A 26,935-nucleotide genomic window follows, 5' to 3' on the forward strand; every position below is an offset into this window, starting at 1 on the left:
TCCTTGATGAACAGGGGAGAACGGCTCATAGGCTGGCCGTGCGCAACTTCGCACTGGAAGCCAGGCGCCGCAGCAACGGGGCTGGCTGTAGCCACATGTGGCCATAGGCGCCGAGCGCTTCGCGCTGTTGCTCGATGCCCGCCAGCACGTTGTCCAGGCCCAGCTCGCGGGCATAGTGCAGTGGGCCCCCACGCCAGGCCGGGAAGCCGTAGCCGTTGGTCCACACCAGGTCGATGTCGCCACTGCGCAGGGCAATGCCTTCATCGAGCACCTGCAGGCCCTCGTTGATCAGCATGAACAGGCAGCGGTCGTGGATTTCGGCGTCGCTGATGGTGCGCCGGGTGATGCCCAGCCTGGCCGCCAGTTGCACCGCAGTCTGCTCCACTTCCGGGTCTTCGATGCGTTCGCGGCCTTCGTAGCGGTAGAACCCGCGCCCGCTCTTCTGGCCGTAGCGGCCCAGGCTGTAGAGTTCGTCGGCCAGGCGGAAGTAGCTCGGGTCGTGGGCGATTTCACTGCGCCGTGCCTGGCGCACCAGGTAGCCGACATCAATGCCGGCCAGGTCGTACATGGCGAACACGCCCATGGCCAGGCCCAGGCCGGTGAGGACCTTGTCCACCTGGGCTGGCGAGGCGCCTTCAAGCACCAGGCGGTGGGCTTCGCGGGCATAGGGTTCGAGCATGCGGTTGCCGATGAAGCCAAAGCACACGCCCGACACCACCGGCAATTTGCCGATGCGCTTGGCGACCTGCAACGTGGTGGCCAGCACGTCGGGCGCCGTCAGCCGGCCGCGCACCACTTCGAGCAGGCGCATGACGTTCGCCGGGCTGAAGAAATGCAGGCCGACCACGTCCTGCGGTCGGCGGGTACAGGCGGCGATGCGGTCGACGTCAAGGGTCGAGGTGTTGCTGGCGAGAATCGCGCCCGCCTTGCACACCCGGTCCAGGGTGCGGAACACCTGCTGCTTGATCGACAGGTCCTCGAACACCGCCTCGATCACCAGGTCGGCGTCGGCCAGGTCGGCGTAGTCGAGGGTGCCTTGCAGCAGGTTCATACGTTGATCGAGCTGCTCGGCGCTAAGCTTGCCGCGCTTGATGCTGCCTTCGTAGGTCTTGCGGATCTGCGCCAGGCCCCGGTCCAGCGCTTCGGGCTTGAGCTCCAGCAGGCGTACCGGGATACCGGCGTTGATAAAGTTCATGGCGATGCCGGCGCCCATGGTGCCGGCGCCGATCACCGCTACCCGGTCAATGCCGCGCAGCGCCGTGCTGGCGTCGATGCCGGGTACGCGCAGCGCCTCGCGCTCGGCGAAGAACTGGTGGCGCAGGGCGGTGGCCTGTGGGTCTTGCAGGGCTTCGCGGAACAGTACCTGCTCGCGGGCCAGGCCCTCGGCCAGGGGCATCTCGCAGGCGGCGCGGACCGCGGCGAGCACGCGCAGGGGCGCAGTCTGGCCGGGCTTGCGGGCGATCAGCTGTGCCTCGCGGCTGGCGAAGAAATCGCTTGCCAGGCCGTCGGCCAAAGGTGTTGCAGGGGCGCTTGGCAGTGCCGGTTGGGCCAGTTGCTCGCGAGCCAAAGTGCAGGCTGCTTCGAGTAAGTCCTGCCGGCTTTCGACCAGGCGATCGATCAGACCCAGGGCAAGGCCCTGGCGGCCATCGATCGGGTCGCCGCTGAGCATCATCTCCAACGCCGGGGCCACGCCGATAAGGCGCGGCAGGCGCTGGGTGCCGCCAGCACCGGGCAGCAGGCCCAGGCGGACTTCGGGCAGCCCCAGGCGTGCGGTGGCGGTAGCCAGACGATGGCTGCAAGCCAGGGCCAGTTCCAGGCCGCCGCCCAGGGCCACCCCGTCGATGGCGGCAATCAGGGGTTTTTCGATGCGGGTCAGGGCATCGAGGAGTTCGGGCAGTGCCGGCGCCTCCCAGGTGCGTGGGCTGCCGAACTCGCTGATGTCGGCACCGGCACTGAACGGCAGTTGCTCACCGTGCAGGATAATGGCCTGCACTTCGGGGTCAGCAGCGGCCCGGCTGCAGGCCTGCATCAGTGCCTGGCGCAAGTCATGGCCAAGGGCGTTGACCGGCGCGTGGCGCAGGCCGATCAGGGCCAGTTGGTTTTCGCGGCGATAGTCGATGAGTTGCATGGGGTAACCTTCCTGTTAGTGGGCCGTGGGCGCACGCCCGACCCGGTGGGAGCGGGCTCGCCCGCGAACACCGGCGAAGCCGGTGCCATGCACCGCGGTGTTTTCTTCGCGGGCAAGCCCGCTCCCACAGGGTAAAGCGCCGCTTGCCGGGGTTTTGACCGGCGCGCTGGTATCAGCGGGCGAATGCGGCCTCGCTGATGTCCATCAGGTTGTTGCTACCGGTGCGAATCAGCGTTTCGTGCAGGTTGGCGCGTGGCAGCAGGCGTTGCAGGTAGAAGCGTGCGGTCTCGCGCTTGCCTTGGTAGAAGGCCGCCTCGTCGCTGCCGGCAGCCAGTGCCCGTTCGGCCACGCACGCAGCGCGCAGCCAGAGGTAGCCGAGCAGGGTGTAACCGCTGAGCATCAGGTAGTCGTAGGCGCTGGCGCCGATCAGGTTGGCATCGCCTGCGCTGGCGTCACTCAGCCAGGCACTGACTTCGCGCCAGGCAATCACTTGCTTGAGCAGGGCCTGGGCCAGGTGGGTCGGGGCACTTGTGCTCTGGGTGAAGTCTTCGATTTCACCGAGCAGTTCGCCCAGGGCTTCGCCACCATCGGCGAGCACCTTGCGGGTCAGCAGGTCGAGGCCCTGGATGGTGTTGGTGCCTTCGTAGATCGCGGTGATGCGCACGTCGCGTGCAATCTGCTCCATGCCCCACTCGCGGATGTAGCCGTGGCCACCGAATACCTGAATACCCAGTTGCGCGGCCTCGTTGCCGGTTTCGGTGAGAAAGCCTTTGGCAATCGGCGTGAGCAGCGCGAGGCGGCGTGCCGCCGCCTCGCGCACGCCGGCGCTGGCGCCGTGGTGCAACTGGTCGACGCCCTTGGCGCAGGTGTAGGCAAGCATGCGGCCACCTTCGGCATAGGCTTTTTGGGTCAGCAGCATGCGCCGTACATCGGCATGGCCGATGATCGGGTCGGCTGGCTGGTCACTGCGCAGGCGGGGTGTGGCGCGCATCTGCACGCGGTCCCGGGCATAGGCCAAGGCACCCTGGAACGACGCTTCGGCGTGAGCCTGGGCCTGCTGGGACACCGCCAGGCGCGACTCGTTGATGTAGGTGAACATGGCGTTCAGGCCACGGTTGGCCTCGCCCAGCAGGTAGCCTGTGGCGCTGTCGAAGTTGAGCACGCAGGTAGCGTTGCCGTGGATGCCCATCTTGTGCTCGATGGAGCCGCAGCTCACACCGTTGGGCGCGCCAAGCTGGCCTTGGGCATCGACCTGGATCTTCGGCACGGCGAACAGCGAAATGCCTTTGACCCCCGCCGGCGCGCCTTCGATGCGCGCCAGCACCAGGTGGATAATATTTTCGGTCATGTCGTGCTCACCGGCGGAGATGAACATCTTGCTGCCGCTGACCTGGTAGGTGCCGTCGGCTTGAGGCTTGGCGCTGGTACGCAGCAGGCCGAGGTCCGAACCACAGTGGGCTTCGGTCAGGCACATGGTGCCGCCCCAGCGGCCGGCGATCATCGGTGGCAGCAAGCGCTGCTGCAGGGCTTCGTCAGCGTGCTCGCTGAGGGTGCTGATGGCGCCTCCGGCGAGGTTGCCGTACATGCCCCAGGCGTGGTTGACGCTGCACACCATCTCGTAGTTGACGAACCCCAGCGACGGCGGCAGGCCCTGGCCACCGAAGGCCGGGTTCTTGTCCAGGCCCAGCCAGCCGTTGTCGGCGAAGCGTTTGTAGGCATCGGCAAAGCCGGGCGGGGTTGTCACCTTGCCGTCCTGCCACTGGCAGCCGTGCTGGTCGCCCACGGCGTTGAGCGGGGCCAGCTGCTGTTCGGCGAATTTGGCACCTTCTTCGACGATGGCGGCGAAGGTAGCCGCGTCCGGGGCTTCACAGCCAGTCAGTTGTTGGTAGTGGCGGCTCAGGCCGAGCAGCTCCTGGGCAACAAAGGTGATATCGCGCAATGGGGCGGTGTAGCTGGGCATGCCGAACTCCTGGCTGGGTGGACTCGGCATGTTGTAACAGGCAGGCCCGGGCACCGCGTCCACCCCGGGGTGGAATGGCGGGTGGAATCGCGGCGAGGGCCAGGTGGAGGTCAGCCCAGCAGTTGCAGTTCGCGCGCCGAACACAGGGCGCTGTCGCGGTCGGCCACGTCGAGCTTGCGGAACAGGTTGTTGATGTGGGTCTTGACCGTGCTAAGGCTGATGAACATCGCCTCGGCGATCTGCCCGTTGCTCTGCCCGCGGGCCATGCGCTGCAACACTTCCAGCTCACGGCGCGAGAGCGGCACGATCAGGGCGCTTTCCACGTTTTCCTTGTTTGCCAGCAATGGCCGGAACAGGGCATTCAGGTGCTCGCGCAAGGGCGCTGGGGCCTGCAGGCCCAGGCGTTGGCGCACCTGGGGCAGCAGCAGTTGGCGCAGGGCCTCCAGGCAGACGTCACCTTCATACTGCAGCAGTTGGCCGAAGCCGTAGGTGCAGGCCAGTTGCAGCGCCTGTTCGAGGCTGAGCAGGGCGTCGTCGCGGGCGCCACGGTCCTGTAGCAGGGCAGCGTGGAGCAGCAGTGCGTCGACCAGCAGGCGGCGGTTGCCTTGGGCCTGCGCTTGAGCCTGCAAGCTCTGCTGGATCTGCCAGGCCTTGTCGCGCTGGCCGAGGTGGCGTTGCACCCAGGCATAGGCAAGCCACTCTTCCGGTAAGAGTTGCTCGCCATATTGGCGCCGGCACCAGTGCCATTGGTCGAGCCAGTCGGGCAGGTAGTCCTGGTCATTGTCGCGCAAGGCCAGGCGCGCGAGCCAGGCGCCGGCCTGGCGGTAGAGGGTAAGCAAACGGTTTTGGCGGGCCAGCCGGCGTACCTCTGCCCAGCGTGCCCTGGCCTGGCCGGTCTCGCCCAGCGCCCAGTGCAGGCATGCCTGGTGGTGAAACACCCAGGGCAGCGCAGCGCTGTGGGGGAAGCCCAGTGCCAGCACCTCGGCCTGGGCCAGGGCTTGGCGTGCCTGGGCCAGGCGGTTGGCTTGCAGCAGTGCCAGGCCTTTGCCCAGGTGGCGGAACAGTTCATAGAAGCGCCCCGAACTGCCGGCGGCAGGCAGCTCGGCCATGCCTTGCAGGCGCGCCCAGGCAGCATCGTTGGCACCCTGGGCCAGTTCGATCTGCGCCAGCAACAGTTGCAGCAGGTTGGTGTAGCCGCTCAGGCCAAAGCCCTGCAGCTCGCGTAGGGCGCGGCTGCCTTCGGTGTGGGCCTGCTCCAGTTGGCCGAGCGCCGCCAGGCAGTTGGCGCGGTCGAAATACAGCACCGAGCGCGCTGCGTTGTGCTGGGGAAACCGCTGCAGTGCCCGCGCCGCGAGGGCCAGGGCGTGCCCCAGGTTGCCGCCCAGGTAGGCCAGGCGGCTGCGCAAGAACATTACCGTCTGCTGCACCCGCTCGGGGTGGCGCGGCACTGCCTGGCGGCGCTGCAAGGCGTGTAGCTGGTGCAGGCACTGGCAGGCCTGGGCGATATCGTTGGTGACCATCACCGTGGAGGCCTCGGTCACCGCCAAGGTGAAGCTGTCGTTGCCAGCGTGGCCAGCGACCTCGTCGAGCACATCGACCAGGGTGTTGACCTTGCCCTCGCGCAGCAGCTCGAAACCGTGCCGGTCGACGATGTTGAGCACGGCATCCAGGTCGCGTGCCCGGCCGAACTGGTAGATCGCCTCGGTGTAGCGGCGCTGGGCCAGCAGCCAGCTGGCAGCCTGGCGGTGCAGCTGGCGCAGGCGTTGGGGGTCGCGTTGTTCCAGGCGTTGGTAGAGGCTGTTGCGCAGGGCTGGGTGGTAGCGGTACTCGGCGTGGCTGCCCTGGGGGACTTCGATGATCAGGTCCAGGCGCTGCAGCTGGCGCAGCGCGGCGGGCACATCGGCATCGGCGGCCAGTTCGCTGGCAAGGCCTGCATCAAACACCTGGGCCACGGCGGTGTGTTCCAGAAATATCCGCAACGGCACGGGCAAGCGCTGCAGCCGTTCTTCTTCGAGAAACTGCCGGGCATGGGCATAGGCCTGGCGGGTGATCGGGCGCAGGTCAGCAGGGGCCTGGCCGGTGCTGTGCAGCGCCTCGCGGTAGGCCTCGAACCAGAACAGCACACCGCTAAGCCAGCCTTCGCTGCCGGCGCGCAGCTGGTACAGCGCATCGCTGCCCAGGTTGACGTCCCGGGCCTGTGCCAACTGGCGCGTCTCTTCGCTGTCCAGGGCCAGGTCACGGGCGCCCAGCACAATCAACCGACCCTCGCGGCGCAAGTGGGCCAGCGGCAGCGGGGGCGGTCCTTCGCTGGCGGCGACCAGGCGCAGCGCAGGCGGCGGGTCATGCAGCAGCGTGTCCAGGTACTGCCAGGCGGGCGCGGCGTTGAGCAGGTGCAGGTCGTCGAGCAGCAGCGTCAGCGGCGCCTGGCGCGCCTCCAGGTCGGCCAGAATCAGGCTCCACAGGTGCTCGGCCTGCGGTGTATCGCGTTGTTGCGCAGGCAGTTGCAGCGCAGCGTGCAGGTGCAGCAGCAGGGCCTGTGGCTGGTTCTCGGCGCGGGTCAGGCGCAGCCATGCCCAAGGCCCGGCCAGGCTGCGGGTGAACTGGCCAAGCAGTGTGCTCTTGCCATAGCCCAGCGGTGCTTGCAGGAGCACGACGCTGCCTTCGTCCAGGGCGTTGGCCAACTGGTCGAGCAGCCGCGCTCGCACCACCCCCCTGGTCGGCTCGGCGGGCGGGCGAAGCTGGTTCGGTTTGAGCGCGGGAAGATGCATGGCTAGCAGGTTCCATCGGTTTGGCCAGACATCCTAGCCGAGCGCACGCCCGGCGCGGGGAAATTCTGCTGGGGGAGGGCAGTGGCTTGCTGTGCAGAATTGAACGGCGGTTTCAGCTGTGCAATGGCGCTGTTCAAGTCTGATTTGAATGGCGTTGAGTGCGCTGAAAGATTAGATACAACTTATTGATTTTTAAGCGAATATTTAATTCATAGGAAGCTGGCAACCATCTTGCTTAGAGCCACGGCACTCGTGAACAGTGAGTTGGACCGACCATGCCAAGCAGTCATTTAGCGCAGCAATCCAGTGCTCGCATCGACGTCGCAGACGCCCATGAGGTGCTGTCTGCCTATTTACAGGAGCGCCTTCACGGCCAGCCGGTGCGCATTACCCATAGCGAGCGATTGTCGGGTGGCGCCATCCAGGAGAACTGGTTGATCAAGGCCGAGGTTGCCGGTGTGCCGCAACGTTGGGTACTGCGTACCGATGCGGCTTCCGCCGTGGCCGCCAGCATGAGCCGCGCGCAGGAGTTCGCCGTGCTCAGCGCCGCTCACCAAGTGGGTGTGAAGGTGCCCGAGCCACTGTGGCTGTGCCAGATGCCACAAGTGATCGGGCGCGATTTCTTCATCATGCAGGCCCTGGCCGGCCACGCTGGCGGCCACCACTTGACCAGCAGCCAAGGCGCCCCCGAGGGCGACCCGGGGCTGTGCCGGGCGCTTGGGGCCAACCTCGCACGCTTGCACCAGCTGCGCCCGCCGCAAGCGGCGCTGGCGTTCCTGCCTGCACCGGTGGCCGATGCCGTGCAGGCCAGCGTCGACCAGTACCGCCTGTTCCTCGATGCCTTGCCGGGTAGCCACCCGATCATCGAATGGGGCCTGCGCTGGTGCGAGCTGAACAAGCCTGCCCCCCTTGCCACTTGCCTGATCCACCGCGACTACCGCACAGGCAACTACATGGTCGAGGAAGGTGAGCTCTGCGGCGTGCTGGACTGGGAATTTGCCGGTTGGGGCGACCCCCGCGAAGACCTGGGCTGGTTCACCGCACGCTGCTGGCGGTTTGCCCGGCCGGACCTGGCGGCGGGCGGCATCGGCCGCCTGGACGACCTGCTCGCCGGCTACCGCAGCGTCTCGCCACTCGACCTGGACAGCGAAACGCTGCGTTTCTGGCAGGTCATGGCCCACCTGCGCTGGGCGGTGATCGCCCTGCAGCAGGCCGAACGCCATGCCTCAGGCCAGCAACGCTCGCTGGAACTGGCGCTGACCGGGCGCATGGTCAGCGAGCTCGAACAGGAACTGCTGTTGCTCACCCAAGGAGGCCGCGCATGAACCCGCCCGATGCCCAGGACTTGCTGCTGACGGCGCGTGACGCCCTGCTCAGACAGTTGTTGCCCGCATTGCCGGCACACTTGCACTACGAGGCGCGGATGGTGGCCAGCGCCTTGCTGATCGCCAGCCGCGAGGCTGCCCAGGGTGCGGCCTGTGCCGACATCGAACGCCAGGCCATGGCCGGGTTGGTGCAAGGCCAGGCCTCGCTCGAGCAAGCCCGCAGCGAACTCGCCCAGCGTATTCGCTTGGGTGCCTTCGACCAGGCCGGCGAGCCCCGCGCCCACCTGCTGGCGGCACTGCGCACCATCAACCGTGCACAACTGAGCATCACCAACCCCAAGGTATTGGCCCATGACTGAACAGCCTGCCCAGCCGGTGCGCCGCCGCCGCTGCTACCTGGTCCGCCATGGCCATGTCGACTACTTCGACACCAGCGGCCGTCCCCTCGACCCGCGCAGCGTGGCGTTGTCGGCCAATGGCGTAGCCCAGGCCCAGGCGCTGGGGCAGGTGCTGGCGCACACGCCATTCGACCGCGCCGTGTGCTCAGACTACCCGCGCACCCGGCAAACCCTCGACCAGCTCCTGGGCGGCCGCGTCCAGCCTGTGGAAGAGCACGCCGGGTTTCGTGAGATCCGTGCCGGCCGCTTGCGGGAAATCCCCCGTGAATACCTGCACCGTGAAGTGGCCCAGGCCTACCAGCTCGCCGATCACCCCGACGCAGCCTTTTTGCGCGGTGAGCCTTGGGCCGCGTTCCAGCAACGCGTGCTGGGCAGCTTCCAGCAGTTGCTGGAAGCACCTGACTGGAACGCGCTGCTGCTGGTCAGCCACGATGCGGTCAACCGCATTCTTCTGGCCTGGGCCTGCGGCGCCGGCCTTGGTGCCTTGGCTGCCTTCGAGCAAGACCCGGCCTGCCTGAACATCGTCGACATCGACATGGCGGGCCCGCAGGCGCTGCGTGCCTACATCCGCACCCTCAACTACTCAGCCTACGACCCTGCCAAGGCAACGATCGACCAGACCGTCATGGAGCATGTGCACGCCTCCATCGACCCACGTCGCCTGCTCGCCTGACCCTGATGACCCTGCTAAGGAATACCGCCATGCATTTCGCCCTGTCTGCCGAGTTGACTGCCCTGCAAGCCAAAGTACGGCAGTTCGTCGCTGACGTCGTCATCCCCCTGGAGCGCGACCGGCGCCAGACACCCCACGGTCCGTCGCCCGAGCTGCGCCAGGTGCTGATCGAGCGCGCCCGTGAACACGGCCTGCTGACTCCGCATGCCTCGCGTGAGATGGGCGGGCTGGGACTGAGCCACATCGAGAAGGCGATCATCTTTGAAGAGGCCGGCTATTCGCCGCTTGGGCCGGTAGCCCTGAACATCCATGCCCCCGACGAAGGCAACATACACCTGATGGAACAAGTGGCAACGCCTGCGCAAAAAGACCGCTGGCTCAAGCCGCTGGTGCAGGGCCGGATCCGCTCCTGCTTCGCCATGACCGAGCCAAGCCCGGGCGCCGGCTCCGATCCTTCGATGCTCACCACCCAGGCCGTACGCGACGGCGACGACTACATCATCAACGGCCAGAAGTGGTTCATCACCGGTGCCGAAGGCGCGCAAGTGGCAATCATCATGGCGCGCATGGAAGACGGCAGCGCGACCATGTTCCTCTCCGACACCGACCGCCCCGGTTTCATCCTCGAGCGCATGATGGACTCGCTCGACAGCTGTTTCGCCGGCGGCCACGCGGTGCTGCGCTTCGACAACCTGCGCATTCCCGCCAGCGATGTGCTGGGCGAAGTGGGCAAAGGTTTCCGTTACGCCCAGGTGCGCCTGGCCCCGGCGCGCCTGACTCATTGCATGCGCTGGCTCGGCCAGGCCCGTCGTGCCCATGACGAAGCCTGCCGCTACGCCAACCACCGGGTATCGTTCGGCAAGCCGCTGGGCGAGCATCAGGGCGTAGGCTTCATGCTCGCCGACAACGATATGGACCTGCACACCACGCGCCTGTCGATCAGGCACTGCGCCTGGGTACTGGACCAGGGCGAGCGCGGCAACTTCGAGTCGAGCATGGCCAAGGTGCTCAGCTCCGAGGCCATCTGGCGGGTGATCGACCGTTGTGTGCAGGTGCTCGGCGGGCAGGGCGTTACCGGCGAGTCGATCGTCGAGCGGATTTTCCGCGATGCGCGCAGTTTCCGCATCTATGACGGCCCCAACGAAGTGCACCGCATGAGCCTGGCGAAGAAGATCCTCGCCCGTACCGCGCCGGGGGTGGCCGGATGAACCTGGACAGCTATCGCAACCAGGTGGTGATGATCACCGGCGCCGCCAGCGGTTTTGGCGCATTGTTGGCCGAGCGCCTGGCCGGGTTGGGCGCCCACCTGGTGCTCGGCGACCGCAACGTGACGGGCCTGGAGCGGGTGGCCGGCACCTTGCGCGAGGCCGGCGCCACAGTGCTGGCGGTGCCGTGCGACGTGACCCGTGAGGTGCAGGTCAAGGCGCTGGTGGACGCGGCCATGGCCACCTTCGGCCGCCTCGATGTGGGGGTGAACAACGCCGGGATACTTACGCCGATGAAGCGCTTCGTCGACACCACCGAAGAAGAGCTGGACCGCAGCCACGCGGTCAACACCAAGGGCGTCTTCTTCTGCATGCAACAACAGCTGCGCCAGATGTTGCCGCAAGGGGGCGGGGTGATCCTCAACATCGCCTCCATGGCCGGGCTCGGCGGTGCGCCCAAGCTGGCCGCCTATGCGGCGGCCAAGCATGCGGTGGTCGGGCTGACCCGAACCGCAGCGGTCGAATACGCCCGCCGAGGCATCCGCGTCAATGCGCTGTGCCCGTTCTACAGCGCCACGCCCATGGTTACCGGGAGCGATGTGGGCGAGGAACAGGCGTTTCTCGCCCAGGGCTCGCCGATGAAGCGCCTGGGTACCCCCGACGAAATCGTGGCGGCCATGCTGATGCTGTGCGCCCGTGAAAACAGCTACATGACCGGCCAGGCGATCGCCGTGGATGGCGGTATTTCGGCGTTCTGAGCCATTCCAGCCGCGCCCCGGCACTGAAACCGGGGGCGCTGTCATGAACTGAAAAACCGTTGTCGTCCGATGATAAGCGGCGTATTGCGCAACGGCCTAAATTGCCCTTCAAGACGCATGTTGCTGTTCAACAAAAACTACAAGAAGGGAGATTGGCATGGCCAAAGCGGTACGTTTCTACGAAACCGGAGGGCCTGAGGTCCTGCGCTACGAAGACGTCGAAGTCGGCGAACCGGGCCCTGGGCAGGTGCGCCTGCGGCACGTGGCGGTCGGCTTGAACTACGCCGACACCTATTTCCGCAACGGCACCTACCCGATCCCGCTGGCCAACGGCATGGGCGTGGAAGCGTCCGGCGTGGTCCAGGCGGTGGGCGAGGGTGTCAGCGACGTAGCGGTCGGCGACCGGGTGACCTACACCGGCTTCATGAATACCCTCGGCGCCTACAGCACCGAGCGCCTGATCCCTGCCGCGCCGCTGATCAAGCTGCCGGAAACCATCGCGTTCGAAACGGCCGCGGCCATGACCATGCGCGGCCTCACGGCCTCGTACCTGATGCGTCGCCTGTACGACTTCAAACCGGGTGACAGCATCCTGCTGCACGCCGCTGCGGGTGGTGTCGGCTTGATCGTCTCGCAGTGGGCCAAGCTGCTGGGGCTGACCGTGATCGGTACCGTGTCCACCGACGCCAAGGCCGATTTGGCGCGTGCCCATGGTTGCGACCACACCATCAACTACAGCCACGAAGACGTGGCCAAGCGCGTGCGCGAGCTGACCGATGGGGTTGGCGTCAACGTGGTGTTCGACAGCGTCGGGCGCACTACCTTCATGGGCTCGCTGGACTCGCTCAAGCGCCGTGGCCTGATGGTCTGCGTGGGCACCGCTTCTGGCACCATCGAACCGTTCGACCCGCAGATCCTGGCGATGAAGGGCTCGTTGTTCCTGACCCGCCCGGCACTGGCCGACTATATCGCCGACCCGGCTGAGAAAGCCGCCCTAGCAGGCGAGCTGTTCGGCCATGTGGCCAGTGGCCGCATCAAGATCGAGATCAACCAGCACTACGCCTTGCAGGACGCAGTTCAGGCGCACCGTGATCTGGAGTCGCGCAAGACCACCGGTTCGTCGATCTTCGTCATCTGAGGAGGGCACTGCCATGCAAGTCGAACAATTGACCTGCGCCATCGGTGCTGAACTGCTTGGCGTCAGGCTGGCCGATGCGATTCATGATGACGGCCTGTTTGCAGAGGTCCGTGCCCAGTTGCTCAAGCACCGGGTGCTGTTCCTGCGCGACCAGGACATCAGCCGCGCCGACCACGTGGCGTTCGCCCGCCGCTTTGGCGAGCTGGAGGACCACCCCGTGGTCGGCAGCGACCCGGACCACCCCGGCCTGGTGCGGATCTACAAATCGCCGGAAACGCCGGTAGACCGCTATGAAAATGCCTGGCACACCGACGCCACCTGGCGTGAAGCACCGCCGATGGGGTGCGTGCTGCGCTGCGTGGAAAGCCCTGCGGTGGGCGGCGACACCCTGTGGACCAACATGGTGCTGGCCTACGACAACCTGCCTACCGAGATCAAGTCGCGCATCGAGGGCCTGCGTGCCCGGCACAGCATCGAGGCCAGCTTCGGCGCCGCCATGCCGATCGAAAAGCGCCTTGCCCTCAAGGCCCTCTTTCCCGATGCCGAGCATCCGGTGGTGCGTACCCACCCGGAAACCGGCGAGAAGGTGCTGTTCGTCAACGCCTTCGCCACCCATTTCAGCAACTACCACACCCCCGAGCGCGTGCGTTTCGGCCAGGACGCCAACCCCGGCGCGGGCGAATTGCTGCGCTACCTGATCAGCCAGGCCTACATCCCCGAGTACCAGGTGCGCTGGCGCTGGAAGCCCAACAGCATTGCCATCTGGGACAACCGCAGTACCCAGCATTACGCCGTCATGGATTACCCCGCCTGCCACCGCAAGATGGAGCGCGCCGGGATCATGGGGGATGCGACTTTCTGACCCGCCAGACACGTTGGGGCCGCAATGCGGCCCCAATCGCTACGCGATAGCCTGTAAGCAATAACAACAATAAAACTCAGATATCCGAGGAGGCAGCATGGCCACCTATCACGCCAGTGCGGCAGAACCAGGCACTGATACTTCGCTCGGCATTCCACGGCGCTACGCCTGGATCGTTTTCGCCCTGACCTTCGGCCTGCTGATTTCCGACTACATGTCGCGGCAAGTGCTCAACGCCGTATTCCCGCTGCTCAAGCAGGAATGGCAGCTCAGCGACAGCCAGCTGGGGCTGCTCAGCGGCATCGTCGCGCTGATGGTCGGTTTGCTGACCTTCCCCCTGTCGTTGCTGGCCGACCGCATTGGCCGGATCAAGAGCCTGACGTTCATGGCCGTGATGTGGAGCCTGGCGACCTTGGGTTGCGCCCTGGCGGAAAACTACCAGCAGATGTTCATCGCACGCTTTCTGGTTGGTGTCGGCGAGGCGGCCTACGGCAGCGTCGGTATTGCCGTGGTGGTGGCGGTGTTCCCGCGTGAGATGCGCGCCACCCTGGCCGGCTCGTTCATGGCCGGTGGCATGTTCGGTTCGGTACTGGGCATGGGCCTGGGCGGTGTGATGGCCCAGCACCTGGGGTGGCGCTGGGCATTCGCCGGCATGGCCTTCTTTGGCCTTGCGCTGGCGCTGCTGTATCCGCTCATCGTGCGCGAGGCGCGCATTGCCCCCAAAGGCCTGACGGCAACGCCCGACAAGGCTGCGCTCAAGGCAATGCGGCCACTGCGTACCCTGTATTCAAGCCGCTCGGTCATCAGCGCCTATGTCGGCAGCGGTTTGCAGTTGTTCGTCGGTGGCACGGTGATCGTGTGGTTCCCCAGCTACCTGAACCGCTACTACGCCATGAACACTGACCGCGCCGGCGCCGTGGCTGCGATTATCGTGCTGTGCAGCGGGGTGGGCATCGTGCTGTGCGGCATGCTTTGCGACCGCATGGGGCGCAAGCGCCCGGACTACAAAATCAGCCTGGCCATCGCCTACTGCCTGGGCAGTTGTGTGCTGCTGTCAGTGGCCTTTGCCTTGCCGCCGGGCATGCCGCAACTGGTGCTGATTTGCCTGGGCATGATGATCGCCGCCGGCACCAATGGCCCGTCCAGCGCCATGGTCGCCAACCTCACCCACTACACGGTGCACGGCACCGCGTTTGCCACGCTGACCTTGTGCAACAACCTGCTCGGGTTGGCCACCGGCCCGCTGATCACCGGCAAGGTGTCTGACCTGATCGGCTTGCAGTCGGCATTCCAGCTGGTGCCGTTGATCAGCATCGGCGCAGCAGCGGTGTTCATTTATGCCAAGCGTCACTATCACCTGGACATGGCGCGCCTGCAGCTCGGTGAAACCGCCCAGGCACCTGTCCAGCCAGAACTGGAGGCCCGTTCGTGAAGCGTTTGTTGTCGATTGATGTGTACTTCGATTTTATCTGCCCGTGGTGCTTGATAGGCCGCCGGCAATTGCAAGCCGCCCTGGTGCAGTTCAAGGCAGCGCAGCCAGAGGTCGAGGTCAACCTGGCCTGGCAGGGCGTGCAACTGTTGCCTGAGCTGCCATTTGACGGCCAGCCGTTCGCCGAGTTTTACCGGCGACGCCTGGGCAGCGATCAGGCCGTGCGGCAACGTCAGGCCCAGGTGCGCGAAGCGGCCAGCGCCGTCGGCGAGCAGATCGAATTCAGCCGCATCGAGCGCATGCCCAATACCGCCGACGCCCATCGCTTGTTGCTTCACGCCAGTGAGCTGGGCAATGAAGCACAGGTAGAGGCACTGCTGGAGCGGTTACTGGCTGCGTATTTCAAGCAGGGTGAAGACCTGGGCGACCGCGCTACGCTGTTGTGCATCGCCGAGCAGTGCGGCTTTGCCCCCGAGGCCCTGGCCGGCAGCGTGCGTGGCGATGGCCTGCCGTTCGTCAGTGCCGGCGCCGACATCGCCGGCCGTGGCGTGCCGTGCTTCGTTTTCGATGACCGGCTGCAAGTGGTTGGTGCGCAGCCGGCCGAGGCCTTGCTGGAGGCCATGCATCTGGCGGTGTCGGGCCTGGCGGAGAGGGAGGCATGAGCACGCTGGCGTTTGCCTGGGTCAACAACCGGGTGCGCGACCTGGCCCCGGGCCTGATCGTCAGCCTGATCGCCGCGGGTGCGGCGAGTTTCCTGGCCGAACACTACGGCGCGCCGGTGATGCTGTTCGCCCTGTTGCTGGGGCTGGCGCTGAACTTTCTGAGCGCGGACGGCAAGTGCAAGGCCGGCATCGAGTTTACCGCGCGCAGCGTGCTGCGCCTGGGCGTCGCGCTGCTGGGGATGCGCATCACCCTGGAGCAGATGGCTGGCCTTGGCTGGAAGGCGGTGGCGCTGGTGGTGATCCTGGTGGTGGTGACCATCGGCGTGTCGATGGTGGCGGCCAAGGCCATGGGCTTCCAGCGCCTGTTCGGCATGCTGACAGGCGGCGCCACGGCGATCTGCGGTGCTTCGGCGGCGCTGGCGCTGGCTGCTGCGCTGCCCAGCCACCCGCAGAAGGAACGGGCGACGCTGTTCACGGTGATCGGCGTGTCGGCGCTGTCGACCCTGGCGATGATCCTCTACCCGATGATCGCCAATGCCCTGGGCCTGTCGCCGCAAGCCGCCGGCGTGTTCCTCGGCGCCACCATCCATGATGTGGCGCAGGTGGTGGGGGCCGGCTACAGCATGTCCACCGAAACCGGTGATACCGCCACGGTGGTCAAGCTGATGCGCGTGGCCATGCTGGTGCCGGTGATCGTCGTCGCGGCCATGATCGCGCGTCGCCAGGGTATCGACAGTACCGGCAAGCGCCCGCCGTTGCTGCCATGGTTCGCGGTCGGCTTCATGATCCTTGCCTGCGTCAACAGCACCGGCTGGGTGCCGCTGGCGGTGCAGGGCAGTATCAACGAACTGTCGCGTGGGTGCCTGGTGGTATCGATCGCAGCCCTGGGCATGAAAACCCAGCTCAAGGAGCTGGCCGCCGTAGGCATCAAGCCGATTTTGCTGATGGTGGGCGAGACGGTGTTCCTGGTGCTGCTGGTGCTGGGCCTGATGCACGTCGGCCTGTAGCCCAGAGGCCCAGGGCCGTCAGCGTGCGCTGGTGGTCGCCTGGGCGGCGCTGCGGTTGCGTCTGGTTTGTGTGTGCGGCTCATGCTGCGCACGCCAGGTGGCTGGCGGCTGGCCGAACTGGTTGATGAACCAGCGGGTGAACGAGCTGTGCATGGAATAACCGAGCATGTCGGCGATGCGCCCCAGCGAATAGCCAGGGCTTTCCAGGTAGCGCACCACCAGGTCGCGGCGTACGCCGTTGACCAGCTCGCTGAAGGTCGCGCCTTCTTCTTCCAGGCGCCGCTGCAAGGTGCGCACGTTCATGCCCTGGGTCTGGGCGATGTGCTCGATGGTGGCGCGGCCCATGGGCATCAGCAGGAAGATCGCCTTGCGCACTTCCAGCGTCAGTGATGGCAGGTTTTCGTCCTGCAGCAACCCCACATAACGTTGCGCCAGCCGCGCCATGCCTTCGTTGGCCTGGGGGTTGGCGGTGTCCAGGTCGGATGCCGAGCAGACGATGCCATTGAAGTCGGTGTTGAACTCCAGTTTGCAGCCGAAGATGCGCCGGTGGATGGCCAGGTCAGCGGGGGCGGCGTGGGTGAAGTTGGCGCTGATCGGGTGCCAGTGCGAGCCCAGTAGCGCCGAGCAGAAGCGGTGCATCACGCCGATGGCCAGCTCGATAGCCTGGCGGCTGTGCATCGGCTGGTCAGTGATGACCTCCTGGCGGATGATCACCGTCTTGCCGATTTCCTCGATGTGGATGGCCAGTGCGTTGTTGAGCAGGTGGCGGTACTGCACGATCACCTGCAGGGCGTCGCGCAGCGAGTGCTGATGGCTGATCAGCAGGCTGACCTGGCCAAAGTCCGACAATTGGCGGAGTTCGGCCATGCGCAGGCCGAAGGCTTCGCAGCCGCTCAGCCGCGCCGACTCCTCCAGCACGTTGATGGCAGCGGCCACCGGGATGCGTTGATCGGGGGTTTCCAGCAGCGATGCACTGAGGCCGGCCTGAGCCAGCAGGCCATGGCCGTTGAGGCCCAGATGGCGTGAAACTTCCAGGTAATTGGTGAGGGTTGCAGCACGGGCGAGCACGGTCATTTTATTGTTTTCCACGTGATCTTGATGAGCTTCCGCTGCGCTGGCGGGTGGTCTTTTATAGCGGTTGTGTCGTCAGATGCAAAGCCATTTCCGAGCAGCGGAGCCCGGGGCCGGGCGGCACGGCAGCCGTGTCATCAACTGAAAAGTTCGTGACGCGCAATGTAAAGCGGCTGGCAGGGCGACTCTTTACTCTGGCTTCAAGCAGTCGGCAATCGACCGAGTTGACCAGAGCAAGGGCCCTGACGTGGAAAAACTGCAAACCGCCGCAACCGTGCTGATCGTGCCTGGCTTGCGCGACCATGTACCCGAACATTGGCAAACCCTGCTGCAAGCGCGCCTGGGCAAGGTGCGCTCGGTACCACCGCTGGAAACCGACAAGCTCAGTTGCAGCGCCCGCGTCGAAGCGATCGAGCGCGAACTGGCCAGCATTGACGGCCCGGTGATCCTGGTCGCGCACAGCGCCGGTGTGCTGATGGTGGCGCACTGGGCCGCCCGCTACCAACGCCCGATCAAGGGCGCCTTGCTGGCCGCCCCACCGGACCTGGATACCGATTGGCCGGCCAATTATCCCACCCCCGACAGCCTGCGCGCCAACGGCTGGGCACCCCTGCCAAGCGGCCGGCTGCCATTCCCCAGCCTGGTCGCGGCCAGCAGCAACGACCACCTGGCGAGCTTCGAAGCCGTCGCCCGCATGGCCGACGAGTGGGGCAGCGAGCTGGTCGATCTCGGCGCCGTTGGCCACCTCAACCCAGCCTCGGGCTTCGGCCCATGGCCACACGCCGAGGCCTTGATCCAGCAACTCGATCGCTAAACCGCCCGGGGCACGCGCACTCAGGGTCAGGCCGGCGCCCGATCGTTGCTGGCACCTTGCACATCCCAAGCAGAGATACCGCATGAACAACAATAAGAACGTTCTCTTCTGCCTTCACCGCCGCAATCTGTTGGCCACGCTGGTGCTGGTCGCCGGCGCGCCGGCTGCCCAGGCATTTCAGCTTGACCTCGCCGACCCTGACTGGAACGTGCGCTTCGACAACACCGCCAAGCTCAGCTACGGCCAGCGCGTCGAGGGCCAGAACGCCAAGGTCGCCCGCACCGCCAACCTCAACGACGGTGACAAGAACTTCAGCGTCGGCAGCGCGGTGACCCAGCGGGTCGACCTGCTGACCGAACTGGACGTGGTGTACCAGGGCAACATGGGCATGCGTGTCAGTGCTGCGAGCTGGTACGACCACGCTTATGACGACGTGGGCTCCAATTCCAACCCGTTTCCCGGCCAGGCGGGCAATGCCGGCAACCTGGTGCTGGCGCGCCCGGCCGGTGGCCTGCCGGCTGGCACTGTGCTGCAGGGCGGCCCGTCCAGGCGCCATGGCCTGAGCAATTACAGCGACCGGTACTACAACGGCCCGTCTGGCGAATTCCTCGATGCCTTTGTGTTCTACAGCACCGAAATCGGTGACGAGTCAATGGTGAGCGGCAAGCTCGGCTGGCACTCGCTGTACTGGGGCGAGACCTTGTTCAACGCCGCCAACGGCATCAACTATGGCCAGTCGGCACTGGACCTGGCCAAGCTGTACAACGTGCCCGGCACCGAAACCAAGGAACTGTTCCTGCCGCGCAAGCAGCTGTCGCTGAGCTACACGATCAACCCGGAACTGACCCTGGCGGCCCAGTACTTTCTCGAATTCGAAAACTCGCGCCTGCCTGAAGGGGGCACCTACATGGGCGCCTACGACATGCTTGGCGACGGTGCCGACATTTTCTGGCTGCCGGTGCCCAACGCAGTCGGCGGTGCCGGTGCCTTCTATGGCGCACCCCGCGGGCATGACATCCGCCCGCACAACAGCGGCGACTTCGGTGTAATGGCCAAGTGGAGCCCGGAATGGCTCGACGGCACCCTGGGCTTCTACTACCGCAACACCTCCGACCCGACCCCCGCGGTGCTGATCAATGCCCCCAACCTGCACACGGGCAGCCTGGAAGGCACTAGCTACATGACGGCCTATGCCGACGATATCGATATCTACGGCATCAGCCTGGCCAAGAGCGTCGGTCCGGTGAGCGTGGGGCTGGACGTCAACTACCGCGAAAACATGCCGCTGATCAGCAACTTCACCACGATCAACGGGCCGCTGTACGGTGCCCTGGCCGGCACCGCCGGCGGCACCAACCTGATCGGCGAAGTGCCAGGCCACGGTGAAACCGGGCTGGCCCGCGGCAAGACCTTGCATGTGGTACTCAACGGCTTGGTGTCGTTCGGCGCCACGCCGTTGTGGAACGCTTCGTCGCTGGCCGTGGAAGGCGCCATGACCCATCTGGTCAGCGTCGACAAGGGCGAGCAAACCTTCAAGGGCGACGCCAGCTACGAAGGCGTCGACAAGGTCACCACCAACGCCTACACCCTGGCAGTCAACTTCACCCCGACCTGGTTCCAGGCGCTGCCAGGGGTCGATATCACACTGCCGCTGTCCTACAACGTTGGCCTCAAGGGCAACTCGGCCGTGCAGCTGGGCGGTAACGAAGACGCCGGCAGCTACTCGATCGGGATCGCCGCCGACGTCTACCAGAAGTACAAGTTCGACCTGAAGTACGTCGACTCCTTCGGCAAGTTCGATACCTGCGAAACCGGCACCGACAACAACACCCCGGGCACCAACGGGCGCTACCAGTGCATCCCCGGTCAGATCACTTCGCAGGCTGGGCTTGCACCGCTGCTGAAAGATCGCGGCATGGTCACGGCCTCGTTCAAGACCACCTTCTGAAGCTCCTAGTACAACAACAAGCGGAGAAACGCGATGAAGTATCTCAATAGCCTGCTGTCGGCCTCGCTTGCGGTCGTTATTGCCGGTAGTGCCCATGCGGCCGCCCCGGCCCAGGACGTCGCCCGGCTGGGCAAGGACCTGACCATGGTCGGCGCCGACAAGGCCGCCAGTGCCGACGGCGCGATCCCGGCCTACCAGGGTGGCCTGAACACCCCGCCTGCCAGCTTCAAGCAGGGCGATACCCTGCGCCCGGACCCCTTCGCCTCGGAGAAACCGCTGCTGGTGATCGACGGCAAGAACGTCGACCAGTACAAGGATTCGCTGACCGCTACCACCGTGGAGCTGGCCAAGCGCTTCCCGAGCTTCCACATCGATGTGTACCCGAGCCACCGCACCGCGGCGTTGCCCAAGGTGCTGCTCGACAACACCCTGAAAAATGCCGCCAATGCCAAGTCCCTGCAGGACGGCATGGCCATCGAAAATGTGCTGCCCGGCGTGCCGTTCCCGATCCCGCAGTCGGGCGCCGAGGCCATGTGGAACCACCTGCTGCGCTACCAGGGTGTGGCCCAGAAGGCCAAGTATGACTCCTGGAACGTCGACTCCGCCGGTGTCGCGGCCCTGGCCACCACGGGCCTGGCGTACAACGCCTACCCGATCTACGAAGACATGAACAAAGTCATCGAACCCAAGGACATCTACTTCCAGACCAAGCTGTACTTCGAAGGCCCGGCGCGCCGCGCCGGTGAGTCGATGATGCTCAAGGACGCCGCCAACCCGCTGGTACAAGAGCGCCGCGCCTGGCAGTACCTGCCAGGGCAGCGCCGGGTGAAGCTGGCGCCGAACCTGGCCTACGACACACCCAACCCAGGCACCGCAGGCTCCGGTACCTTCGACGACGTGTACGTGTTCAACGGTGCGCTGGACCGATACGACTGGCAACTGCTCGGCAAGAAAGAAATGTACGTGCCGTACAACACCTACAAGCTCACCTACATCCACGACCCGAAGGCCCTGACCACGCCGAACCACCTCTCGCCCGACCAGGTGCGCTGGGAAAAGCACCGTGTCTGGGTAGTGGAAGGCACCCTCAAGGGCAATGCCCGCCACATCTATGCCAAGCGCCGCTTCTACCTTGACGAGGACAGCTGGTTTGCACTGGCTTCTGACCAGTACGACGCCCGTGGCCAGCTGTATCGCGGCTCGTTCAGCTTCTTCACCCAGAGCTACGACGTGCAGATTCCCAACAACAACCCGCACGTGGTCTACGACCTGGTCGGTGGCACCTACAACGTCAACGGCCTGATCGGCCCGCACGGCGGTATCGAGTACATCGCCCCTCTGTCCAAGGCGCAGTGGTCACCGGAAGCCCTGGCCGGCGCCGGCATTCGCTGACCCCGATGACCCGTCTGGCGGCGGCCCGCAAGTGGCCGCCGTCAGGTTTTGCAGAGGATGTGGCATGGCTTCTTTGAACAAGTATGCGCCGTGGGCGTTGGCAATCACGCTCGCCCTGGGCGGCAGCTGCGGTGTGGCCCAGGCGGCCTATGTCGATGTGCTGGACCTGCCGGCCGAGCCTAGCGCGCTAGCGGTGCACAGCGCCCTGCGCGATGTGGTGCGGGCCGGCGAGCGGCTGGTCGCGGTGGGGCCCCGTGGGCACATCGTGTATTCCGACAATCAGGGCCAGGACTGGCGCCAGGCCAGCGTGCCAGTCAGCGCCGACCTCAATGCCCTGGCGTTCCCAACCCCCCAGGAAGGGTGGGCGGCAGGCAACGATGGCGTGGTGCTGCACAGTCGTGATGGCGGTGTGAACTGGGCCGTGCAGCTCGATGGCCGGAAGATCGGTGCACTGGTCACGGCCCATTACCAGGCCTTGGCACAGGCCCACCCCGACGATGCGCAATGGCCGCAGTTCGCCGCCGAAGGCCAGCGCCTGGAGCAGGAGGGTGCCGACAAGCCGTTTCTGGGTGTGTGGTTCACCGACACCCGGCACGGCTATGTGGTGGGCGTGTTCAACCTGATCCTGCGCACCGACGACGGTGGCGAAAGCTGGGTGCCGATGCAGGACCGCACCGACAACCCGCAAGGCCTGCACCTCAATGCCATCCGGGCGGTCGGCGATGACCTTTACGTGGCCGGCGAACAGGGCCTGCTGCTTAAGTGGAATGCCCGGCAGCAGCGCTTCGTCGCCCTGCCTGGCCCTTACCAGGGCACCTGGTTCGGCATTCTCGGCAAGCCCGGCGAAGTGCTTGCCTACGGCCTGCGTGGCCACGTGGCGCGCAGCCTCGACGGCGGCCAGAGCTGGACCAAGGTGGACACCGGGCTGGGCCAGAGCATCACTGCCGCCAGCCTCGACAGCCAGGGTGACTACTGGCTGTTCAGCCAGGCCGGGCATGTGCTGCGCAGCCACGACGGCGGTCAGAGCTTCGCCCTGCAACCGCAGGTGCCGCTGGCACCTGTGGCGGCTGCCCTGCAGACCCGCGGCAACGGCACCGTGCTGGTAGGTGAGCGCGGCGTGCGCGTGCTGCCAGCCCGCTAAGACCCACAAGTATTCCAAGAGAGCCTCGTGATGGCCAACATCAAGCAAGACACCATGCCGGTGATCCGCGACCTGCGGGATTTCGATCCACGTTCCGGCAACCTGCTCGAACGCATGATCTTCAACTATCGCCCGCTGTTCATGCTGTTCATGGTGCTGGCCACGCTGGTGCTCGGCTATGTGGCTGTCACTCGCCTGGAACTGCGGCCCAGCTTCGAGAAAATGATCCCGCAGAGCCAGCCCTACATCCAGAACTACCTGGACAACCGCAAGTCGCTGCGCGGCCTGGGCAACTCGGTGCGGGTGGTGGTGGAGAACACCCAGGGCGATATCTTCGACCCCGAATACCTGGACGTGCTGAAAAAGATCAACGACGAGCTGTTCCTTGCCCAGGGCGTCGATCGTGCCTGGATGAAGTCGTTGTGGAGCCCGGGCGTGCGCTGGACCGAGGTCACGGAGGAGGGCTTCCAGGGTGGCGCGGTGATGCCCGATGACTACCAGGGCAAACCGGCCGACATCGAGCAGTTGCGCCAGAACATCAACCGTGCCGGTATTGTCGGCAGCCTGGTGGCGAGCGACTTCAAGTCCAGCATGCTGGTGGTGCCGCTGCTCGACCACGACCTGGCTACCGGGCGCGGTATCGACTACCGGCAGTTCTCGCAGATGCTCGAACAGCAGTTGCGCGACACGTACGAATACAGCGGCGACAGCAAGGCGCGCGCGTCTGGCAAGGAAGGCGAGGGCAAGTACAAGGTGCGGGTCATCGGGTTTGCCAAGCTGATGGGCGACCTGATCGACGGCCTGATCCAGGTGATGATGTTCTTCGCCCTGGCGGTGGTCACCTCGCTGGTGATTATCTTCCTGTACACCCGCTGCGTGCGCAGTACCCTCTTGGTGGTGTTCTGCTCCCTGGCGGCGGTGGTGTGGCAGTTGGGCATTGTCGGTTGGCTCGGCTATGCCATCGACCCGTACTCGATCCTGGTGCCGTTCCTGATCTTCGCCATCGGCGTGTCGCACGCGGCGCAGAAGATGAACGGCATCATGCAGGACGTCGGCCGTGGCACCCACAAGCTGGTGGCGGCGCGCTATACGTTCCGCCGCCTGTTCGTGGCCGGGGTTACGGCGCTGCTGGCGGACGCCGTGGGCTTTGCCGTGCTGATGCTGATCGACATTCCGGTGATCAAGGACCTGGCGATCACCGCCAGCATCGGCGTGGCGGTATTGATCTTCACGTCGTTGCTGTTGATTCCAGTGTCGCTGTCTTACGTTGGCGTTGGCCGCAAGGCGTCGGAGCGTGCCTTGCGTATCGACCAGCGCGCCGCCGAGCACCGGGGCTTTGGCAAGTTGTGGGACGCCCTCGACCGCTTTACCACGCGCAAGTGGGCCACCGGCGCGTTGCTGGTAGCCACGTTGCTGGGCCTGGGCGGTTTCTGGGTGAGCCTGCAGCTGAAGATCGGCGACCTCGACAGCGGCGCGCCGGAGCTGCGCGCCGATTCGCGCTACAACCGCGACAACGCCTACATCACCAGCCACTACGCGCTGTCCAGCGACCTGTTCGCGGTGATGATCAAGACCCCGCCGGAAGGCTGCCTGAGCTACAAGACGCTGATCCTCGCCGACCGCCTGGCCTGGCAGTTGCAGCAGTACCCCGGGGTGCAGACCACAGTGTCGCTGGTCAACGCCGTGCGCCAGATCACCGCAGGCGCCTTCGAAGGCAACCCGAAGATGAGCAGCCTGCAGCGCAACCAGGACATGCTCAACTACGCCGCCCAGCAGGCTTCGGTCAACGCCCCGGAGCTGTTCAACACCGATTGCTCGATGATGCCGGTGATCGCCTACCTCAAGGACCACAAGGCCCAGACCCTGGACGACGTGGTGGCCATCGCCGACCGCTTCGCCCGCGAAAACAGCAGCCCCGACCGGCAGTTTCTGCTGGCCGCCGGCAGCGCCGGTATCGAAGCTGCCACCAACATCGTGGTGCGCGAAGCCAACCGCACCATGCTGCTGTTCGTCTACCTGGCGGTCACGCTGTTCTGCCTGATCACCTTCCGCAGCTGGCGCGCGACCTTGGTGGCGCTGCTGCCTCTGGTGCTGACTTCAGTGCTGTGCGAAGCGCTGATGGTGGCCATGGGCATTGGCGTGAAAGTGGCCACCTTGCCGGTGATCGCCCTGGGCGTCGGCATCGGCGTGGACTACGCGCTGTACCTGCTCAGTGTGCAGCTGCACTACCAGCGGCAGGGCCGCACCCTGGGCGAGGCGTACCAGAACGCCGTGGCCTTCACCGGCCGGGTGGTCGGGCTGGTGGGTATCACCCTGGCTGCCGGCGTGGTCGCCTGGGCGTGGTCGCCAATCAAGTTCCAGGCCGACATGGGCATCCTGCTGACCTTCATGTTCCTCTGGAACATGCTCGGCGCACTGCTGCTGATCCCGGCCCTGTCGCACTTCCTGCTGCCGGACAAGCGCTTTGTCGCGGCGGCCCCCGCGCATTGCGAAGCCGCACCACAGCCCCGTGACAGTGCCCAGGTACCACGCGCGCAAGCGCGGGTGCAGGCGTAGTCAGCTCTTAGTCGATTCGAACATGGAAACTGGAACCAACGTCATGGCCAAGACAAAAATAATGCCGCCGGCAGCCGGCGCCTATGCCTACCCCTTGCTGATCAAACGCCTGCTGATGTCGGGTGTGCAACACCAGCCGGACCAGCAGATCATCTACGCCGACACGCTGCGCTACACCTACCGCGAGCTCGAGCAGCGGGTGCGGCGCCTGGCCAACGTGCTGCGCGCGGCCGGCGTGCAGGCCGGTGACACCGTCGCGCTGCTGGACTGGGACAGCCACCGTTCGCTGGAATGCTTCTTCGCCGTGCCGATGATTGGCGCGGTGCTGCACACAGTGAACATTCGCCTGTCGCCGGAGCAGGTGGCCTACACCATGAACCACGCCGGGGATGACCTGGTGCTGGTGCATGACGACTTCGTGCCGCTGCTGGAGCAGCTGCACGGCCAGTTGGGTAAGGTCAAAGGCTACCTGCAACTGACGGACCGGGAGGCTGCGGCCACGTCGCTGCCGGTGCTCGGCGAGTACGAAGCGCTGCTGGATGCAGCCAGCCCCGAGGCCGAGTTCGAGGACTTCGACGAGCAGTCGGTGGCCACGCTGTTCTACACCACCGGCACCACCGGCAACCCCAAGGGGGTGTACTTCTCGCACCGCCAGCTGGTGCTGCACACCCTGAACCAGTTAGGCACTTTCGCCGCCTACGACGGCCAGCCGTTGCTGCGATCCAGCGACGTGTACATGCCGATCACCCCGATGTTCCATGTGCACGCCTGGGGCGTGCCCTACACGGCCACGATGCTGGGCATCAAGCAGGTGTATCCGGGCCGCTACGAGCCGGACAAGCTGGTGCGCCTGTACCGCGATGAGGGGGTGACGTTCTCCCACTGCGTACCCACCTTGCTGCAGATGATGCTCGACAGCGAGCAAGGCCGGCACACCGATTTCAGCCGCTGGAAGATCCTGCTCGGCGGCAGCGCGCTTACCCACGGCCTGGCGCGTCAGGCCAGCGAGCGCGGCATGCTGATCTTCAGCGGTTACGGCATGTCGGAAACCTGCCCGCTGCTGACCCTGACCCACCTGCACGACGAAGACCTGGCCTTGCCCATGTGCGAACAGGTGGCGCAGCGGATCAAGACCGGCGCCCCGGTGGCGATGGTCGACCTGCGCATCGTTGATGCGGCGGGCGTCGAGGTGGCCCACGACGGTGAGTCGCTGGGCGAGATCGTGGTGCGTTCGCCGTGGCTGACCCAGGGGTACCTGCACGAGCCGGAAAAGGGTGCCGAACTGTGGCAGGACGGTTGGCTGCACACCGGCGACATGGGCTCGATCGACCGCCACGGGGTGCTGGAGATCAAGGACCGCATCAAGGACGTGATCAAGACCGGGGGTGAGTGGATCAGCTCGCTGGCGCTGGAGAACCTGATCAGCCAGCACGCTGCGGTCAATGCCGTGGCGGTGGTGGGCATTCCCGACGAGCACTGGGGCGAGCGGCCGATTGCGCTGGTGGTGTGCATGCCGGGTGACAGCCTCGATCAGGTAGGGCTCGAAGCGCACCTGAAGCAGTTTGTCGACAGTGGCCAGATCAACAAGTGGGCGATTCCGCGCCAGGTGCACTTCGTGGCGGACATCCCCAAGACCAGTGTCGGCAAGATCAACAAGAAGCTGATCCGCGAGATGCATTGCTGAAACCCAATAGCCGTCG

The 26,935-nt window shown here is 65.6% G+C and carries 20 protein-coding genes; 16 read left to right on the forward strand and 4 right to left on the reverse strand.

Features of this window, described 5'->3' with window-relative positions; genetic code table 11:
• Nucleotides 1-25 precede the first annotated feature (25 nt).
• The 3 genes from OZ911_RS09450 to OZ911_RS09460 form a co-directional block, all read right to left on the reverse strand.
• Nucleotides 26-2,128 carry a 3-hydroxyacyl-CoA dehydrogenase NAD-binding domain-containing protein gene (locus OZ911_RS09450; protein ID WP_070086485.1) on the reverse strand — a complete coding sequence of 701 codons (2,103 nt, stop codon included), beginning with the start codon at nt 2,126-2,128 and terminating at the stop codon, nt 26-28.
• Nucleotides 2,129-2,300: 172 nt separating this feature from the next.
• A complete protein-coding gene (locus OZ911_RS09455) occupies nt 2,301-4,088 on the reverse strand; it encodes an acyl-CoA dehydrogenase C-terminal domain-containing protein (RefSeq protein ID WP_070086484.1) in 1,788 nt (595 codons plus the stop codon).
• A 110-nt stretch (nt 4,089-4,198) separates the two neighbouring features.
• Nucleotides 4,199-6,856 carry a LuxR C-terminal-related transcriptional regulator gene (locus OZ911_RS09460; protein WP_070086483.1) on the reverse strand — a complete coding sequence of 886 codons (2,658 nt, stop codon included), beginning with the start codon at nt 6,854-6,856 and terminating at the stop codon, nt 4,199-4,201.
• Nucleotides 6,857-7,131: 275 nt separating this feature from the next.
• Here OZ911_RS09460 and OZ911_RS09465 point away from each other — a divergent pair, with 275 nt between their 5' ends.
• From OZ911_RS09465 to OZ911_RS09510, 10 genes are all read left to right on the forward strand, one after another.
• Complete coding sequence (locus OZ911_RS09465; protein ID WP_060519016.1) at nt 7,132-8,181, forward strand: phosphotransferase family protein; 1,050 nt, start codon at nt 7,132-7,134, stop codon at nt 8,179-8,181.
• Nucleotides 8,178-8,540: a DUF6285 domain-containing protein gene (locus tag OZ911_RS09470; RefSeq protein ID WP_016485848.1), complete on the forward strand. Its 363-nt coding sequence runs from the start codon at nt 8,178-8,180 to the stop codon at nt 8,538-8,540. The genes OZ911_RS09465 and OZ911_RS09470 overlap by 4 nt, the downstream gene beginning before the upstream one ends.
• Nucleotides 8,533-9,252: a histidine phosphatase family protein gene (locus OZ911_RS09475; RefSeq protein WP_016485849.1), complete on the forward strand. Its 720-nt coding sequence runs from the start codon at nt 8,533-8,535 to the stop codon at nt 9,250-9,252. The genes OZ911_RS09470 and OZ911_RS09475 overlap by 8 nt, the downstream gene beginning before the upstream one ends.
• A gap of 29 nt (nt 9,253-9,281) precedes the next feature.
• Nucleotides 9,282-10,460 carry an acyl-CoA dehydrogenase family protein gene (locus tag OZ911_RS09480; protein ID WP_268968639.1) on the forward strand — a complete coding sequence of 393 codons (1,179 nt, stop codon included), beginning with the start codon at nt 9,282-9,284 and terminating at the stop codon, nt 10,458-10,460.
• Nucleotides 10,457-11,215 (forward strand): SDR family NAD(P)-dependent oxidoreductase, encoded by a 759-nt coding sequence (locus OZ911_RS09485; protein WP_016485851.1) that lies wholly within the window; start codon nt 10,457-10,459, stop codon nt 11,213-11,215. Before OZ911_RS09480 ends, OZ911_RS09485 begins: the two co-directional genes overlap by 4 nt.
• A 157-nt stretch (nt 11,216-11,372) precedes the next feature.
• Nucleotides 11,373-12,353: a quinone oxidoreductase family protein gene (locus tag OZ911_RS09490; RefSeq protein ID WP_070086482.1), complete on the forward strand. Its 981-nt coding sequence runs from the start codon at nt 11,373-11,375 to the stop codon at nt 12,351-12,353.
• A 13-nt stretch (nt 12,354-12,366) separates the two neighbouring features.
• Nucleotides 12,367-13,215, forward strand: coding sequence for a TauD/TfdA dioxygenase family protein (locus tag OZ911_RS09495; protein ID WP_023049159.1), 849 nt, complete (start codon nt 12,367-12,369; stop codon nt 13,213-13,215).
• Between the two features lie 97 nt (nt 13,216-13,312).
• Entirely contained in the window at nt 13,313-14,647 is a 1,335-nt protein-coding gene (locus OZ911_RS09500) for an MFS transporter (protein ID WP_023049160.1), read from the forward strand.
• Nucleotides 14,644-15,306 (forward strand): DsbA family oxidoreductase, encoded by a 663-nt coding sequence (locus tag OZ911_RS09505; protein ID WP_016485855.1) that lies wholly within the window; start codon nt 14,644-14,646, stop codon nt 15,304-15,306. The genes OZ911_RS09500 and OZ911_RS09505 overlap by 4 nt, the downstream gene beginning before the upstream one ends.
• Nucleotides 15,303-16,313 (forward strand): YeiH family protein, encoded by a 1,011-nt coding sequence (locus tag OZ911_RS09510; RefSeq protein ID WP_016485856.1) that lies wholly within the window; start codon nt 15,303-15,305, stop codon nt 16,311-16,313. Before OZ911_RS09505 ends, OZ911_RS09510 begins: the two co-directional genes overlap by 4 nt.
• A gap of 18 nt (nt 16,314-16,331) precedes the next feature.
• Here the strand turns inward: OZ911_RS09510 and OZ911_RS09515 are convergent, their stop codons facing one another.
• A complete protein-coding gene (locus OZ911_RS09515) occupies nt 16,332-17,387 on the reverse strand; it encodes an AraC family transcriptional regulator (protein ID WP_016485857.1) in 1,056 nt (351 codons plus the stop codon).
• 244 nt (nt 17,388-17,631) lie between these two features.
• On the opposite strand from OZ911_RS09515, the gene OZ911_RS09520 reads away from it, so the two are divergent.
• The 6 genes from OZ911_RS09520 (at nt 17,632) to OZ911_RS09545 (ending at nt 26,919) form a co-directional block, all read left to right on the forward strand.
• The gene (locus OZ911_RS09520) at nt 17,632-18,198 is read left to right on the forward strand and encodes an RBBP9/YdeN family alpha/beta hydrolase (protein WP_016485858.1); all 567 of its coding nucleotides are present in this window, start codon (nt 17,632-17,634) and stop codon (nt 18,196-18,198) included.
• Nucleotides 18,199-18,280: 82 nt separating this feature from the next.
• The gene (locus OZ911_RS09525; RefSeq protein ID WP_016485859.1) at nt 18,281-20,146 is read left to right on the forward strand and encodes a DUF1302 domain-containing protein; all 1,866 of its coding nucleotides are present in this window, start codon (nt 18,281-18,283) and stop codon (nt 20,144-20,146) included.
• A gap of 33 nt (nt 20,147-20,179) precedes the next feature.
• A complete protein-coding gene (locus OZ911_RS09530; RefSeq protein ID WP_070086481.1) occupies nt 20,180-21,538 on the forward strand; it encodes a DUF1329 domain-containing protein in 1,359 nt (452 codons plus the stop codon).
• A gap of 64 nt (nt 21,539-21,602) precedes the next feature.
• Nucleotides 21,603-22,679 carry a WD40/YVTN/BNR-like repeat-containing protein gene (locus tag OZ911_RS09535; protein ID WP_016485861.1) on the forward strand — a complete coding sequence of 359 codons (1,077 nt, stop codon included), beginning with the start codon at nt 21,603-21,605 and terminating at the stop codon, nt 22,677-22,679.
• Nucleotides 22,680-22,709: 30 nt separating this feature from the next.
• A complete protein-coding gene (locus tag OZ911_RS09540) occupies nt 22,710-25,235 on the forward strand; it encodes an efflux RND transporter permease subunit (RefSeq protein WP_268968640.1) in 2,526 nt (841 codons plus the stop codon).
• 43 nt (nt 25,236-25,278) lie between these two features.
• The gene (locus tag OZ911_RS09545; protein WP_016485863.1) at nt 25,279-26,919 is read left to right on the forward strand and encodes a fatty acid--CoA ligase; all 1,641 of its coding nucleotides are present in this window, start codon (nt 25,279-25,281) and stop codon (nt 26,917-26,919) included.
• Nucleotides 26,920-26,935 lie beyond the last annotated feature (16 nt).

This window comes from Pseudomonas fortuita (assembly GCF_026898135.2).
Lineage (GTDB): Bacteria > Pseudomonadota > Gammaproteobacteria > Pseudomonadales > Pseudomonadaceae > Aquipseudomonas > Aquipseudomonas fortuita.